Below are 16657 nucleotides of genomic sequence, written 5' to 3'. Positions count from 1 at the left end.
TGTAGATCGATTTATGGAGGATGGAACGAATGTCAGAAAATCAAACGACAACTGCAATGCCGACAACCTATGATCCGAAGGCAGCCGAGCAGAAATGGTACGATTACTGGATGCAGGGCCAATTTTTCGAGGCAGGCAAACGCCCGGACGCAAAGCCGTATACAATTGTTATCCCGCCTCCAAACGTGACTGGAATGCTTCATATCGGGCATGCGTTAGATTTTACGCTGCAGGATATTTTGATCAGAACGAAACGTATGCAGGGCTACGATGCGCTTTGGCTCCCAGGGTCGGACCATGCGGGTATTGCAACTCAGACAAGAGTAGAGCAAAAGCTGCGCGAGCAAGGGATCTCCCGCTACGACCTGGGACGGGAAGCTTTCCTCGAGAAGGTATGGGAGTGGAAGGAAGAGTATGCGAATACCATTCGCGAGCAATGGGCGAAAATGGGTCTTTCTCTTGATTATTCGAGAGAGCGGTTCACGCTCGATGAAGGGCTATCCAAAGCTGTTCGCGAAGTATTTGTCCGTCTCTATGAGAAGGGGCTTATCTACCGCGGCAAAAAGATCATTAACTGGGATCCAGCCGCACGCACAGCGCTATCCGATATCGAGGTAGAGCATAAAGAAGTTAACGGTCATTTGTACCATTTGCAATATCCGCTCAAGGACGGCTCCGGCTTCATAACGGTAGCAACGACTCGTCCAGAGACGATGCTGGGCGATTCAGCGGTAGCTGTTCATCCCGAGGATGATCGCTATAAGCATCTGATCGGTCAACTGATTGTGCTTCCGATTGTCGGCCGCGAAATTCCGATCATTGCGGATGAATACGTGGATAAGGAGTTTGGGTCAGGCGCTGTGAAAATAACGCCGGCGCATGATCCGAACGACTTCGAGGTTGGCGAGCGTCACAGCCTGCCGCAAATTATCGTCATGGACGAGACAGGCACGATGAATGCTGAAGCAGGTCCTTATCAAGGCCTCGATCGCTTTGACTGCCGCAAACAGCTAGTGAAGGATTTGCAAGAGCAAGGCGTTTGCATTCAAATAGAGGATCATGTTCATCAAGTAGGGCATAGCGAGCGCAGCGGCGCTGTTGTAGAGCCATACCTGTCTACGCAATGGTTCGTTGCGATGAAGCCGCTTGCTGAAGCGGCAATTGCGGCGCAGAAGGCAGGCAAAGGCGTTAACTTCGTGCCGGAGCGGTTCGAGAAAATTTATTTGCATTGGATCGAGAACGTACGCGACTGGTGTATTTCCAGGCAGCTTTGGTGGGGCCACCGGATTCCGGCATGGTATGACGAGGCGACAGGCGAGATGCATGTATCCCGCGAGGATATGGCGGGAGACAACCTGAGCCAAGACAATGATGTACTCGATACTTGGTTCAGCTCCGCGCTATGGCCGTTCTCAACGCTCGGCTGGCCGGATCAAACCGAGGACCTGAAGCGTTTTTATCCGACGGACGTGCTCGTTACGGGCTACGATATCATTTACTTCTGGGTTGCGCGGATGATCTTTACGGCGCTTGAGTTTACGGAGCAGTCACCATTTAAGGATGTACTGATCCATGGCCTTGTTCGCGACTCCGAAGGACAAAAAATGTCCAAGTCGAAGGGCAACGGCGTCGATCCGCTTGAAGTGATTGAGAAATACGGCGCAGATGCTATGCGTTATATGATCTCTACTAGCAGCACGCCTGGACAGGATTTGCGCTTCCGCTTTGAGAAGGTAGAGCAGGCACGCAACTTCGCGAACAAAATTTGGAATGCATCGCGCTTTGCGCTTATGAATTTGGAAGGCGTGGAAGCGAAGGACATCGATATTACCGTTAGCTTGGGTACGGCGGATCGCTGGATTTTGCACCGTTTAAATGAAACGGTTCGCGATGTAACCCGTCTAATCGACAGCTACGAGTTCGGTGAAACCGGACGTTTATTAAATAACTTCATTTGGGATGATCTATGCGACTGGTACATCGAGTTCGCAAAGCTTAGCCTATACAATACGGATGAAGCAGCGAAAAAGGCTACGCAATCCGTACTGGCTTATGTGCTGGACCGGACGCAGCGTCTGATCCACCCATTCATGCCATATATCAGCGAAGAGATCTGGCAGCATTTGCCGCATGAGGGCGAGACGATTACTCTTGCCGATTGGCCGGTATATGACACAGCGCTTGAAGCGCCTGAAGCTGTCAAAGAGATGGAGCTGCTCATGGAAATGATTCGTGCGGTACGCAATATCCGTGCGGAAGTAAACGTGCCGATGAGCAAAAAGATCGAAATGCTGATCAAGCCGTCAGGCGAGGCGGAAGCAGCGATCTTATCGCGCAACGAAGAATTCATCAAACGATTCTGCGGCACGTCCATGCTTGAAACGGGCTTGCATATCAGCGCGCCTGACAAAGCAATGACGGCTATCATAACCGGAGCTGAGCTTTATTTGCCGCTTGCTGGCTTGATCGATATCGCGCAGGAAATTGCAAGGCTGGAGAAAGAACATCAGCATTTAACTACCGAGGTGGAGCGGGTTGAGAAGAAGCTCGGCAATGAGGGCTTTGTAGCGAAAGCGCCAGCTAAGGTTATTGACGAGGAACGCGCCAAAATGAACGATTATGCAGACAAACGCGATAAGGTGCTGGCTAGAATTGCGGAATTGCGCGGATAACGCTGCAAAAACGGAAGAAGGTTCGAATAGTATGACAGAGCATAATGTTGAGCAGCGGCGCGGAGAGCCGCTGCAATCCTATAAAGAAGCGGTAGACTGGATTACAGGGCTCATTCCATTCGGCATTCGCCCCGGTCTTGACCGGGTCGAGAAGCTGATGGAGATGCTGGACAATCCGCATCGCAGATTGAAGTTTATTCATATTGCCGGAACGAATGGCAAAGGGTCAACTTCCGCTTATTTAACAAGCGTATTGCTTCGCGCCGGATATGATGTAGGAACCTTTACATCGCCGTATATAACGAAATTTACGAATCGGTTTCAATATAACGGCGTCGATATCGAAGAAGAGACGCTTCTAAAGCTGGCAAATGATCTCAAGCCTCATGTCGAAGAAATCGCAGAGACAGAGCTTGGTTCGCCGACGATGTTTGAGGTATCTACAGCGCTTGCCATTCTTTTTTACGCAAAGGTTACTTATCCCGATTATGTCGTTTGGGAGACCGGGCTTGGCGGAAGGCTTGACGTAACGAATATCGTACATCCGGTCGTTTCTGTCGTTACGAATATCGGCCATGATCATATGGACCGTCTTGGCGACACGATCGCTGCCGTCGCAAGCGAGAAGGCCGGCATTATTAAAGCAGGCATTCCGGTTGTCAGTGCGGTAACGCAGCCTGAAGCGATTGAAGTTATTAAAAGAGTTGCGGCTGAGAAGCAGAGCACACTTTACTTACTCGGTGAGCAATTCCACGAAACGGCACTTTCGGTTCGCGAGGATGAGCAATCCTTCTCCTTTACGAATTTGTTCCGGAGCATCGAACCACTTACGATCACGCTTAATGGGGCACATCAACGCACGAATGCGGCTGTCGCGGTCATGACGCTTGAGGTGCTGCGCCAATACAATGCACTTGTGGTCGAGGACGACGTTTTGGCGGAAGGGCTGCGGGCTGCGGCTTGGCCGGGACGTCTGGAGATGGTTTCACAGGAGCCACGGATTTTAATTGATGGCGCACACAATCCGGAAGGCGCGGAATCGCTTGCAGATGCATTAAAAACCATCTATAAGTATGATCGTTTACATCTTATGATGGGTATGCTGGAGAATAAGAATCATCAGGATGTTCTTAAGCATATACTACCAATAGTGGATACGATTATTGTGACCGAGCCTGATTTTCGGATGAAAAAAGAAGCTCCCGCTTTGGCTGAATTAGTACAAGAAATGCGGGAAGAACAGCCTGATAAGTATTCTTTCGAGCTGGTAGTCGAACAGAATTGGCAACATGCATTACAAAAACTACAACAGTTAACCGGGGAAACAGACCTTGGGGTCGTGACAGGTACGCTTTATTTAATAGCTGACGTTCGCTCCCGCATCTTGTATAACTCGGATTCTGAAAAAGGTTGGTGAACCGTCTTTGAATACGGCAGAACACGTTCATTTCATCGGAATCGGCGGTTACGGAATGAGTGCCATTGCCCGCGTCATGCTGGAAATGGGCTATAAGGTGACTGGATCCGATGTCGCGCGTCAAGAATTAACAGAGAAGCTTGCTGCAAATGGTGCCAGCATTTATATCGGTCATCAGCCGGAGAATGTAAAGGGAGCGGATCTGGTCGTTTATTCGACGGCGCTTTCTAAGGATAATGTGGAACGGAAGGCAGCAGAGGAGCTGAACATTCCGGTTTTGCATCGTTCGCAAATGTTGGCAAGATTGATGAACGCAGGCAAAGGAATTGCAGTCGCCGGCGCTCATGGCAAGACGACGACCTCTTCCATGATCGCGCTTGTTATGGAAAATTGCGACGCGGACCCTACCTATATTATCGGCGGCGAGATCGTTAATGTAGGCACCAACGCCAAAGCGGGTAAAGGCGAGTATGTCGTTGCGGAAGCGGATGAGAGTGACGGGTCGTTCCTGCACTATCACCCAACGCTAGCTATCGTAACGAATATCGAGCCGGATCATCTTGAAAACTATGACGGCGATTTCGGCAAGCTGAAGGCTGCCTACGTACAATTTTTGCAGCAGGTGAAAGACGGCGGGAAGGCAATTGTTTGCGCGGATGACGAGACGGTTAACGAACTGATACCTCAGGTGTATAAGGGCAATATCGATTCATCGCAGCTTGTCACCTATGGCATTGACGGCGAGGCAGACTATAAAGCTCATAATATCGTGCTTGGAGACCGCAAGGTATCCTTCACGATGACGCATAACGGAGAAGCGCTTGGAAATGTGGAGCTTTCTGTTCCAGGGCTTCATAATGTTTATAACGCTATGGCAACCGTCATTACTTGCCTTGAAGCGGGCTTGTCCTTCGACAAAATCGCGGTAGCGATTCAATCCTTTAGAGGCGCTAAACGTCGCTTCCAAGTGCTTGGTGAAGTCAATGATATATTGGTTATCGACGACTATGCCCATCATCCGACGGAGATCAGAGCGACGATCAGCGCAGCCAAAGCGACGGGCAAACGCATTATTGCGGTATTCCAGCCGCAGCGCTACACGCGGACGTTTTTCTTGTTCGAGCAGTTTAGCCGCGCGTTTCCCGAGGCTGACCAGGTGATTATAACTGATATCTATTCACCAGCTGGCGAGCTTGAAATCGAGGGAGTAAACTCGCATAAGCTGGTTGAGTTGATCAAGAGCAACAGCAACGCGAACACCAAGTATTTTCCAACGAAAGAGGAAGTGCTTGAATACTTGACGGCAAGGGTTGCCCCAGGCGATCTTGTCATAACGATGGGTGCAGGCGACATTTGGAAGGTAGCGGATTCGCTGGCCAAATCGTTGAAAGCAGCCCACTAGGCGCAAATGCCCGTTGGTTCCATATTTGGAATCAACGGGCATTTTGTATTTTTGCGTTTGGTGTGCGAAACGCAGCTCACAAACGCCATCCCACTAACCGAGTTAGTCGCGAAAAATGGTCCGAGAAGTTTACAAACGATCTGCGTGCTCTGCAAGGTCACAGACAGTGCTCCAACAAAAACGCATCCTCAATAGTTATGTTAATTAGCCCGATCCGCCGAGCCAACAAACAATGAATAGACGAGTCGACTTCTACACTATTTTTGAACGCGGATGCTCCTGTTAGATTTTGTTCCTCGTATAGAGCTAGTGCCCAAATTTCTACTGCATTTTGTGCAATGTAAAATCCTATTAATGCCTATTCGCATTGCTACGTTGCAGTTTCAGCAGCAGAATCCGGAAATATCCCTCGATACTCCATCCAGGAAGCTATTTCTGCTGTATTTACTGCAGCGTAGCATTGTATTCCAGCTATCATGTCAGGATTCTATTGCACAAAGTGCAATGTACGAAAGCGCGACTGTGTTGTAGAGCTAAAGCGCTTATATAAAGTGTATAGATGTAAGTTGCTTCACTCTTCGTGTCCCGCAGGGACGAAAGCGATCCACAACAAACCCAGTTATTAAGCGTCCCTCAAGCTCCCACGTTAGTCCAATTGCGGGTGTCCAGAGGGCGCAACTCTTGGGGCCCTCCCTTGGAAGGGAGGGTTTGGGTGGGTTCGAAAAGCTACGACCCCGGTCTAAATCTCTTAAAAGTCTCATAGATTATTACTAGAAGAACGGGACAAGGAGTGGATGATATGAATCAAAAAAACCGAATCACCTATCGTTTTGACCGCAATGGACAGTCTATTAACAATGAAAAGCGCAGCACGGACGAGCACTATGAGGCTTCATCGAATAGCGCTTCCTCCCAAACGAACGATTATAATGCCAATAAACCGGCTAAAAAGAACGTTATACCGCTTTATCCGTACACGGAGCAGCAAGCCAGCAGCGAGATCAACCCTTGGAACAGCCCGTTCCAAGAAGATATAAGCGCTTTGGAGCAGCTAATAAGAGATTCGGATACGAAGCCTGTTCCAACTGCACCTACACAAGTGCCCTCCTTGAAGAAGGAAAAGCCAAAAGCGTCAAAGCCGGTTGTCGTGATGGCTCCAATACAGGAGGACGAAAATGATGTTGACATGGAGGAGAGCCATTTTAAAACGGAGGTTCACGAGGCTATTCAACCTTACGAGGACGAGCTCGTATATGACGAGCCTAGAAGAAATAAGCAGCAATATACGCGATTGAAACGCAAGGAAGGAACGCCATCTTGGTTTAATGTGTTTTTGTCGGTTGCGGCAGCGCTCGCTACGGGAGCGTTGTTCGGTTATTTGCTGTTGTCATTGTTTACAGGAGTAAGCATTTGGCCTGGAGGATCAGACGAAGCCCCGCAAACGCTGCCAGTAACCGGCAATGAGATAACCGGCGATGCAAGCGGGGGCAAAGCAGGGAATGCAACCAATAAAGGGGAAGGCACACTGCCGTCAACCGACAATAACTCGGCTGCTAAACCAGATCCGAATGCGGCGATGGTTAGCCTTGAAGGTCTGGATCAAACGTATTTTATGCTGCAGTTTGGCGTTTTCAGCAATACGGAGGGCAAGGACGCTGCACTGGCTCAGCTGGCGGAGAAGGGACTTGCTGGCGCGGCGCTGACAAGCGCTGCTGATTACCGCGTATATGCTGGAATGGGCGGTGATCGAGCCAAGGCACAGACGATCCGCGGGCAGATGGCTGACCTGGATCTGTACATCAAGGAAGTAAGTTTAACGGCTCCTAGTAAATTGCCTTTTAAAGGTGAGCAAGCTGCCGCGCAAACTTTCTTCACGAAGACGGAAGAAATCGTCCAAATGCTGGATGAATTGACAATAGCGCAGCTGGAGCAGCCTACATTGTCTCCGCTTAGCGAAGCTGCGGCAGCATCCTGGCAGACCGAGCATCAAAAATGGACTAAAAATGCAGCAACGATGCGAATAGGTATAGAGGATGCGGCAGGGAAAACCTACCTCGATAAGGTCATTCAAGCGATCAATACGGCGGCAAAATCGATGGTTGAGTACGATAAAAAGCCTTCTCGCGCCTATTTATGGTCGACGCAAACGCAGCTTATGAAGGCGATCATTTCCCAAAAAGAATGGTTTGAGTCCATCAGCGCATTGTAAACGAATAGGTTCATGCGTATAATGGACGTAGATGTCATTTCATGGCGAGAGGCGTTGAAAGATGAAGAAAAACGGCTGGTTTCTTCTCATTTTTATCATAATTGGCTTGCTAGCCGGCGCGTTGGTGTCGAGGTGGCTGGCACCAGTCTCAGGCATCTCTTTTTTGACGAAACCGATTGAAGCAACATGGTCTCCAGCTATCGATCTATATGTGCTCAGCTTCAACCTTTCGCTGCATCTTCAAATTAGTATGTTCAGTTTGATTGGAGCTGCTCTCGCGATTTGGCTGTACCGCAAAATGTAGATCGAGGAAGCAAGTATTACGGAGACAAGTACGAAGGAGCGCAGCAATTATTTTATGGAATCTAAACTATCACGCAACGAAGCGATAAGCCAGCTTGTGCTGGCCTCTTCGTCACCGCGCCGGAAGGAACTGGTCGCATCGCTGGACCTTTCTTTGCCGGTTTATATTTTGTCTACAGATACGGATGAAACGATTGAGGCCAGCTGGTCGCCGGAGCAAGTTGTCGAACAGCTCAGTCTGCGCAAAGCGAATGCTGCTTTGAACCTGCTGCAACAAAAGCAATCAGTCGAGGCGTCTCTAATTATTGGCGCTGACACCATTGTTGTCCTTGAAGGCGATGTGCTGGGCAAGCCAGTTGACGATGATGAAGCGAAGGCTATGCTGAGAAGGCTCCAGGGGCGTGCCCATGAGGTTTATACAGGCATCGCCTGCGTGCTCTCGTCGAATGGGGAAGCACAGATTGCACACCGTATGACCAAGGTGAAGATGAAGCCGCTGAGCGAGGAGCAGATTGCAAGGTACGTCGCTACCGGCGAGCCGCGAGACAAAGCAGGCTCTTACGGCATTCAAGGCTTAGGATCAACGCTTGTTGATGAAATCGAGGGCTGTTACTTCAATGTTGTCGGTTTACCGCTGTCTCTGCTATCGGACATGCTGGCTTCTTATGACATTGCTGTTTTTTAGGCATGGTCGCAAAATATTCGATCGGATTATTTTTCAAAAATTAGGCAGGATATGATTGAACCTTATTTTTTAAAAAAAGGCGGGTTTGGGACATGGAATCGCAGCAATCTATGATTTTGCGTGAAATCCCCCATGAGGAACGTCCAAGAGAGCGCATGATGAAATATGGGGCAGAAGCACTTAGCCATGCTGAATTGCTTGCTATACTGCTGCGAACAGGCACACAGCGGCAATCCGCTGTGCATCTGGCGGGCACAATACTCAAGCAATGCGGCAGTTTGCGTAATTTAATGGACATGAGCATGGAAGAGTTGACGGCTATTAGAGGAATAGGCCCCGCCAAAGCGCTGCAGCTTCGCGCAGGCATCGAGCTAGGGCGACGAATTACTCGCAGCAGGCTCGGCGATATTGTTACCGTTCAGAGGCCGCAGGATGCCGCGGACTATGTGATGGAGGAGCTCCGGTATTTGAAGAAGGAGCACTTCGTATGTTTGTTTTTGAACACCAAAAATCATATTATTGCCCGCGAAACCTTATCGGTAGGAACACTTAACGCGTCGCTGGTACATCCTCGCGAAGTATTTCGTGCAGCCATTCAGCGCAGCAGCGCATCTATTATCTGTGTTCATAATCACCCTAGCGGCGATCCCACTCCAAGCCCAGAGGACATTGCATTAACGAAGCGTTTGGCAGAAGCCGGACAGCTAGTCGGAATAGAATTGCTAGACCATTTAGTTATCGGAGACGGACGGTTCGTTAGTTTGAAGGAACAAGGCTATATGTAATATAATAAAGTGATCGGCAATTAGAAGGGAGCAACAACATGTTTGGTGGTTTTTCGAAAGATTTGGGGATTGACTTGGGAACAGCGAATACGCTTGTGTTCGTCAAAGGAAAAGGGATTGTAGTAAGGGAGCCGTCTGTGGTGGCCCTTCGTACGGATACAAAAACAATCGAAGCAGTTGGCGAGCAAGCCAAAAAAATGATCGGTAGAACGCCAGGCAACATTCGTGCTGTTCGTCCCATGAAGGATGGCGTTATCGCCGATTTCGAAACGACGGCAACGATGATCAAATATTTTATTCGCCAAGCGCAAAAGCAGCGCTCTTTATTCCCGCGCCATCCTAATGTTATGGTTTGCGTGCCTTCTGGCATTACAGCGGTTGAGAAACGCGCGGTAGAGGATGCGACAAAGCAAGCAGGAGCTCGCGAAGCTTATACGATTGAAGAACCGTTTGCAGCGGCTATTGGCGCTGATTTGCCCGTTTGGGAGCCAACAGGCAGCATGGTTGTGGATATCGGCGGCGGAACGACGGAGGTTGCAGTCATCTCGCTGGGCGGCATCGTTACCGCGCGCTCTATTCGAGTAGCTGGCGATGAAATGGACGAAGCGGTTATCCAGTATATAAAGCGTCAATATAATCTCATGATTGGCGAGCGGACAGCGGAGCAGCTGAAGATGGAAATCGGATCAGCGCTTCCGTTTGATAAACCAGAAACGATCGAAATTCGCGGACGCGATCTTGTATCGGGCTTGCCTAAGACGCTTGCGATCACTTCTGACGAAATTACGGAAGCATTAGCAGACACGGTTAATGCGATTGTTGACGCCGTTAAAGTAACGCTGGAGAAATGCCCGCCGGAGCTTTCTGCTGATATTATTGATCGGGGAATCGTCCTCACTGGCGGTGGCGCATTGCTTCGCAACTTGGACAAGCTGCTGCAGCGCGAGACTGGCATGCCGGTCATTGTTGCGGATAACCCGCTTGATTGCGTGGCGATCGGCACAGGCCGCTCATTGGACAATATTCATTTGTTCAAAGCAAGAAGTTCATCTCGTTCAAGACGCTAGAAATCGTTAATTGGGGAAACGGATATGAAATGGGCAGGTGATCGAGCTGTTAAAGCTGATGCGAAATAAGCGTATGTTTATGCTTATGATCGGGTTTATTTTGTTTATAGCGGTCATCGGCTTTTCACTGAGTGATCGCAAGGAATTGTCTTGGCCGGAGAAGTTTCTAAAGGATACAACAGCATACGTACAGCAATGGTTTTACAAGCCCGCTGGTTCTATAGCGGGCTTCTTTGAGGATATTAGCAATCTTCGCACGATCTATGAGGAGAATGAGCAGCTCCGCATTACAGCGGCTGCTTATGCTCGGGATAAGATCAAATACAACTTTATCGAGAATGATAATAAAAGGTATAAGGATGAGCTTAAGTTCACGCAGCAGCAGAAGGAAATGTATAATTATAATTATTTAATTGCTCAGGTTATATCCGTCAGCAATGATGCCAACAATCGGACGCTAACGATTAATTTAGGATCCAAAAGCGGCATTAAGCCGAATATGGCAGTAACGACCGTAGATGGTTTGGTTGGACTTGTAAGCTCGGTAACGCCATACACGGCAGCAGTAACGCCGATTACAGAGCTGGATGAGGCATCGCCAACATTCAATTCCATCGCCGTTACGATAATGGGGCGAGAGGATGACTCATTCGGTATTTTAAGCAGCTACAACAAAGAAACGTCCAGAGCGGTCATGTCAAAAATCGCGGAGACCGATAAGATGGAATTTCAGGATACGGTCATTACATCTGGAAATGGAAATGTTTATCCAAGAGGACTCGTAGTCGGTACGGTAGAATCGAAGCAGCTTGGCGATTTTGGGCTTACCTATACGGCATCGGTTGAGCTCTCAGCCAAATTCGACCATTTGACTGAGGTGTTTGTCGTTCAAGTTCCTGAATTGGAGGATGCCAAGCAATGAGCATGAACCGAATCATCCTGCTTATGGTTCTTCTGTTCATCTTGGAGGGAGCCCTAATGCCATGGATCATTCCTGCTGGCTTCGGCCATCGGATCATTCCTCACTTCGTATTTGTAATCGTCATCTATTCAGGACTCTACAGCAGACGACATTTAGCGCTCTTGCTCGGAGCAAGCTTTGGCATGCTGCAGGACGTTGTCTATTTTGGCCATTTGCTTGGTATAAATGCTTTCGTTATGGGGTTGATGGGTTATTTTACGGGCGTTCTGCTGGAACGCCGCCGTTCAACAATCATGATGGCGATATCGGTTATCGGCTTTGCGTGCATCTTATATGACAGCGTCATTTATTTTATTTATAAAGTGTTTCGAATTACGAACGAGAGCTACGCATGGGCACTTATCGATCACATCCTTCCTAGTTTATTTCTTCAGCTGGTGTTTGCCCTCGCATGCTACGTGCCTGCCAGAAAGCTGTTTGAAGGCCAGTCTAAAGTGAAATCGGAAAAGGATGAGGAATAAAATAATGGCACAGGCAGGAATTTGTTAGGGGGAGCAAGAATCCATTAGGTTGGGGAGGGACGAACTTGACCGATAAGCAGCATATTATAATTAAGGGCGTAAAAGAAGGTCTCGTGTTCCTTCTCGACGATAAATGTGAATTTGCGACGCTGCTGGATGAATTGCAGTACAAGCTGGAAAAAACGCATCAGCAGCTGCTCGCAGGACCGCTTGTTCACGTTCAGGTGAAGCTGGGCTCGAGACAAGTAACGGATGACGACAAGGATCGTATCAAAAATGTCATAAGGTCGCAGGGGAACTTAATGGTACAGTCCGTAGAATCCGAAGCGCCTAAGATCGATTCACACCAAGGGCAGCAGCCTAACATGCAAGTGCTCACGTCTATTATTCGTTCAGGTCAAACCTATGAGCATGATGGCGATTTACTTTTAATCGGCGATTTGAATCCAGGCGGTACTTTATTATGCACGGGCGATATATATGTGCTTGGAGCTTTGCGCGGAACAGCACATGCGGGAATAGGCGGGCGGACCGATGTAATCATTGCGACTTCGCTCATGCGGCCTACACAGCTTCGCATTGCTGATGTGATCAGCAGACCGCCAGAGGAATGGATGACCGGCGATGCATCAATGGAATTCGCCTTCTTAAGCGAAGGCCGAATGCAAATCGATAAGCTAGCGCAATTATTCCGCATACGGCATAATCCTATAATGTTTAAAGGAGTGTAGAACATGGGAGAAGCGATTGTTGTGACATCAGGTAAAGGGGGCGTCGGTAAGACGACCACCTCGGCGAACCTGGGTACCGCGCTAGCTTTGCTTGGCAAGAAGGTATGCATGGTTGATACAGATATTGGACTACGCAATCTAGACGTGGTCATGGGATTGGAAAATCGGATCATTTATGATTTGGTAGACGTTGCCGAAGGGCGCTGCCGTTTGAATCAAGCGCTCGTGAAGGACAAGCGCTTCGATGAGCTGTATATGCTCCCTGCTGCACAGACGAAGGATAAGGATTCCGTTACGCCTGAGCAGGTTCGCAATATGATTTTGGAACTCAAGAAAGAGCATGACTACGTTATTATAGACTGCCCTGCAGGAATCGAGCATGGCTTTCGCAACGCGATTGCGGGCGCTGACCGAGCTATCGTCATTACGACACCGGAGAATGCGGCTGTGCGTGATGCTGACCGTGTCATTGGTTTGCTTGAGCAGGAGAAAATCCCAAGCAAGCTTATCATAAATCGCATTCGTCAAAATATGATGAAAAATGGCGAGATGCTCGATATCGACGAAATTTGCCAAGTACTAGCTGTTGATCTCGTTGGGATCGTGCCTGATGATGAAAAAGTAATTTCTGCTGCAAACAGCGGAGAGCCGACGGTTATGAATCCGGCTTCGCGCGCCGCTATCGCCTACCGAAACATTGCGCGCCGCATTCTCGGCGACATGGTTCCGCTCATGCTTCTCGATGAGAAGGCGGGAGCATTCAAGCGTTTCCGCAAGTTCCTTGGAATAGGATGATTACAACTTGCTTAACAAATTAAAAAAGCTGGACTGGGGAATTTTAATTATTCTAGTATTCCTCATGATTATCAGCACAATTGTTATCCATAGCGCTACTGCAAATTTTCCGAAGTACGCTGGGTCTGATACGAAACAGCTCATCTATTACGGTCTTGGTTTCTTTATCGCTATCGCAGCTACCTTGTTCGATTATAGAATTGTGCTGAAAAGCTGGTATGTACTATACGGCATAGGCGTTGCGATGCTGATTCTCGTTTATTTTTTTGGCGCGGTCATCAATGGCGCGAGAGGCTGGTTCCAGTTAGGAAGCAACATGTCGTTTCAACCGGCTGAAATCGTCAAAATCATACTCATCATCGGAATCGCCCATTTAATGGGACGACGCCAAGGGGATCGGTTGACGCTTACGCAAGATTTGCTTCCTATAGCCGCATTCGCTTTTTTGCCTTTCATGCTCGTAATGATTCAGCCTGATCTGGGAAATGCAATTATTTACCTTGTTATCGTGCTAGGCATGCTGTGGATCGGGAATGTGAAGTACGCTCATGTCGTTACTGGACTTGGAGTTGTTGTTCTAGGCTTGGTTCTGTTCGTTTCATTATTCAATACATTCAATCAGGAAATCTATGATTACTTGAAAGATCATGAAATGGGACACTGGCACAAGCGGATCAATACGTTTATCAACCCGGAGGAAGCAACGGCAAATGATAGGCATCAATCGGAAAATGCGCAAATTGCCATTGGCTCCGGCGGCTTAAACGGCGATGGATATATGCAAGGCGATATGAAAAATCGCGGCTTTATCCCATATCCTTACTCTGACTCGATTTTTGTCGTCATAGGCGAGGAGTTTGGCTTCCAAGGAGCGGCCATCCTGCTGCTGCTGTATTTCCTGCTCATCTATCGCATGATCATCATAGCCTTCAAATGCTATGATTTGCGAGCCTCATTTATCGTAATTGGAATTGTGTCCATGTATGTGTTCCAGGTGTTCCAAAACATCGGAATGATGATTGGAATTATGCCAATAACAGGAATTACGCTTCCATTTATCAGCTATGGAGGAACGTCTCTCCTGCTCAATATGCTGTCTATCGGACTCGTATTCAGCATTAAAGCGCATCAAGAAAAATATGAGCTGGCCGATTAAAGGCAAAGCGAGCGATAAGCTGCTTCTAGGACGAAAGTCATCCGAATGAGGGTGGCTTTTTTTTTGGTGAAAATCATCCTCGCATACTTGTCTCATCCTCCACATATTCATGTATAAAAGAACAAGCTGTCGCAGCGACGATGGAAGCGGGGGAGGAGCAGGAGATGCAAATGAAGGATAAGGAAAAGCAGGTCAAACAGCAGAAGACGAAAAGCTTGCTAAATCGGCAATCGACGGCAGATTCAATTAAGGACAGTGATCACGCAGCGCATGTCCCTTATAATCATGTATATTTTGATCATGACGATAGGGAAGAAATAGAGCTTGATCCCGAGGTTGTATGGAAGGCCAATCCAAACCCTTGGGCAGGCTGGAATGAGGACAAGGGCTTTGGCAATAAGAGAAGCTATGTCAAAGGGCCTGATCTTACCGATAAAATAGATCCGCGGTACGTACGGAACAGGCATCCTTTTCGCAGAGAGCTGAAATCGAAGTTTGTCATTGCTTTATTGTTGTTTGGGACGATATGGGCGATGTTCCGATATGATACGGAGTATACCCTTAAGGGACAAGCATTGGTGAAGCAGGCGCTTACCGATGAGATCGATTTTGCCGCTGCCGCCGCTTGGTATAAGGAAACTTTCGCTGGCGCTCCTTCTTTTATCCCTATATTTGAGGACAAGACATCAGATGCAATCGGCGCGGACGGCACCGTCAAGCTGCCCGTCGTGGCGCCTCTGCAAGGAGGCTCGCTAGTGCGTACCTTTGCAGAGCTGCTGAACGGCATAGAGCTGGCTGGGAAATCAGAAGAGCAGGTCGTAGCTGCGGAGACGGGCAGAGTACTGCTGTTAACGGATCAGAACGAGAAAGGCTCGACGGTCATCATACAGCATGCGAATAAGCGCGTGACGATCTATGGGCTGCTTGGGAAGACAGACGTGCAGGTGAATGACTGGGTTGAAGCGGGTGATCCGATTGGCAATCTGCTGAAGGCGGAAGGCACGCAGCCGAGCTTGCTTTATTTTGCGGTGAAGCAGAACGAGCTGTACATCGATCCTGTGGGTGTGATACCGATTGATTAAATGGAAGGGCATTGTATGGTCGATCCATCCGCTCTTTGTCATCATCATGCTTGGGTCGGTCATGACGGGCTATTTTGCCGAGCTGTTTACTTTGTTTTTGCTCGTGCTGGTGCATGAGATCGGCCATGTTGTCATGGCGCTTAGCTTCGGCTGGACCGTTCGAGAAGTTAAGCTGCTTCCCTTTGGCGGGGTAGTGGAGGTAGAGGAAGCTGGCGGCGTTCCTGCAAAAGAGGAAGCTGTCGTAGCTATAGCGGGTCCTTTGCAAAATGTATGGATGGGGCTTGCTGCATGGGGCTGCGGACAGCTTGGGCTATGGGACCAAGGGTGGGCGGAGTATGTGTGGAAGGCGAATCTGATGATCGGTTTATTCAACCTGCTGCCTATTCATCCGCTTGACGGCGGCAAGCTGCTGCAGGCCGCTTTAAGCTATACCGTCAATTACTACAAAATGCTCGTCTGGTCAGCCCGCATCAGCTTGTTATTTAGCGTAATCATGCTCATTGGCTCCCTGCTTCCTTTGCTTGTCTATAAGGACGGCATTCAGCTCAATCTCCTTATCGTCGGCTTATTTCTCTTGATGACCAATTGGACGTACTATCGAAACGTTCCCTTTTTATTTTATCGCTTTCTGATGTATCGCGACCGTGTATCGGTGCAAGCGATGACGAGGGGGCATATTGCGAGTCCGATTATCGTCAATGGGAGGCAGTCGATTCTCTCCGTTGCCAGACTGTTCCGAAGGGAGCAATACCATCTCATTTATATGGTAGAGGCATCCAGCAATGAGGTTAAAGTGCTGCCGGAGCAGAAAATTGTCGAAGGCTGCTTGTCGGAAAATAATCCCAATCGTGCAGTGTCGGAACTTTTCAGTTAAAATAGATGAAAAGCGTACTGGCAGGTGATTATTCAG

Annotated in this window: 15 protein-coding genes; all 15 read left to right on the top strand. The window is 48.7% G+C overall.

Features of this window, described 5'->3' with window-relative positions:
• Nucleotides 1–29: 29 nt before the first annotated feature.
• On the top strand, nt 30–2672 hold the full coding sequence (locus AC2TDN_RS09845; protein ID WP_484687826.1) for a valine--tRNA ligase: 2643 nt from the start codon (nt 30–32) through the stop codon (nt 2670–2672).
• A 31-nt stretch (nt 2673–2703) separates the two neighbouring features.
• The gene (locus AC2TDN_RS09840; RefSeq protein ID WP_484687825.1) at nt 2704–4089 is read left to right on the top strand and encodes a bifunctional folylpolyglutamate synthase/dihydrofolate synthase; all 1386 of its coding nucleotides are present in this window, start codon (nt 2704–2706) and stop codon (nt 4087–4089) included.
• A gap of 7 nt (nt 4090–4096) precedes the next feature.
• Nucleotides 4097–5491 (top strand): UDP-N-acetylmuramate--L-alanine ligase, encoded by a 1395-nt coding sequence (murC, locus tag AC2TDN_RS09835; RefSeq protein WP_482066438.1) that lies wholly within the window; start codon nt 4097–4099, stop codon nt 5489–5491.
• 799 nt (nt 5492–6290) lie between these two features.
• Nucleotides 6291–7700 (top strand): SPOR domain-containing protein, encoded by a 1410-nt coding sequence (locus AC2TDN_RS09830; protein WP_484687824.1) that lies wholly within the window; start codon nt 6291–6293, stop codon nt 7698–7700.
• Nucleotides 7701–7761: 61 nt separating this feature from the next.
• Entirely contained in the window at nt 7762–8004 is a 243-nt protein-coding gene (locus AC2TDN_RS09825) for a DUF4321 domain-containing protein (protein WP_169082749.1), read from the top strand.
• A 54-nt stretch (nt 8005–8058) separates the two neighbouring features.
• The gene (locus AC2TDN_RS09820) at nt 8059–8688 is read left to right on the top strand and encodes a Maf family protein (protein WP_484687823.1); all 630 of its coding nucleotides are present in this window, start codon (nt 8059–8061) and stop codon (nt 8686–8688) included.
• A gap of 92 nt (nt 8689–8780) precedes the next feature.
• The gene (gene radC / locus AC2TDN_RS09815; protein ID WP_482066441.1) at nt 8781–9473 is read left to right on the top strand and encodes a RadC family protein; all 693 of its coding nucleotides are present in this window, start codon (nt 8781–8783) and stop codon (nt 9471–9473) included.
• Nucleotides 9474–9511: 38 nt separating this feature from the next.
• Complete coding sequence (locus AC2TDN_RS09810) at nt 9512–10540, top strand: rod shape-determining protein (RefSeq protein ID WP_484687822.1); 1029 nt, start codon at nt 9512–9514, stop codon at nt 10538–10540.
• Nucleotides 10541–10577: 37 nt separating this feature from the next.
• Nucleotides 10578–11462 (top strand): rod shape-determining protein MreC, encoded by an 885-nt coding sequence (mreC, locus tag AC2TDN_RS09805; RefSeq protein ID WP_484687821.1) that lies wholly within the window; start codon nt 10578–10580, stop codon nt 11460–11462.
• On the top strand, nt 11459–11983 hold the full coding sequence (mreD, locus tag AC2TDN_RS09800; RefSeq protein ID WP_482066444.1) for a rod shape-determining protein MreD: 525 nt from the start codon (nt 11459–11461) through the stop codon (nt 11981–11983). The genes mreC and mreD overlap by 4 nt, the downstream gene beginning before the upstream one ends.
• A 65-nt stretch (nt 11984–12048) precedes the next feature.
• Nucleotides 12049–12714: a septum site-determining protein MinC gene (locus AC2TDN_RS09795; RefSeq protein WP_484687820.1), complete on the top strand. Its 666-nt coding sequence runs from the start codon at nt 12049–12051 to the stop codon at nt 12712–12714.
• 3 nt (nt 12715–12717) lie between these two features.
• The gene (gene minD, locus AC2TDN_RS09790; protein ID WP_169082743.1) at nt 12718–13509 is read left to right on the top strand and encodes a septum site-determining protein MinD; all 792 of its coding nucleotides are present in this window, start codon (nt 12718–12720) and stop codon (nt 13507–13509) included.
• A 7-nt stretch (nt 13510–13516) separates the two neighbouring features.
• On the top strand, nt 13517–14665 hold the full coding sequence (locus AC2TDN_RS09785) for an FtsW/RodA/SpoVE family cell cycle protein (protein WP_484687819.1): 1149 nt from the start codon (nt 13517–13519) through the stop codon (nt 14663–14665).
• Between the two features lie 164 nt (nt 14666–14829).
• A complete protein-coding gene (locus AC2TDN_RS09780) occupies nt 14830–15747 on the top strand; it encodes a peptidoglycan DD-metalloendopeptidase family protein (protein WP_484687818.1) in 918 nt (305 codons plus the stop codon).
• Nucleotides 15740–16621, top strand: a complete 882-nt coding sequence (locus AC2TDN_RS09775) for a M50 family metallopeptidase (RefSeq protein WP_484687817.1) — start codon at nt 15740–15742, stop codon at nt 16619–16621. The genes AC2TDN_RS09780 and AC2TDN_RS09775 overlap by 8 nt, the downstream gene beginning before the upstream one ends.
• Nucleotides 16622–16657 lie beyond the last annotated feature (36 nt).

The organism is Paenibacillus sp. Y660, assembly GCF_057221575.1.
Note: the sequence above shows the minus strand (reverse complement) of the source record. Positions and strands in the feature narration are given on the sequence as shown.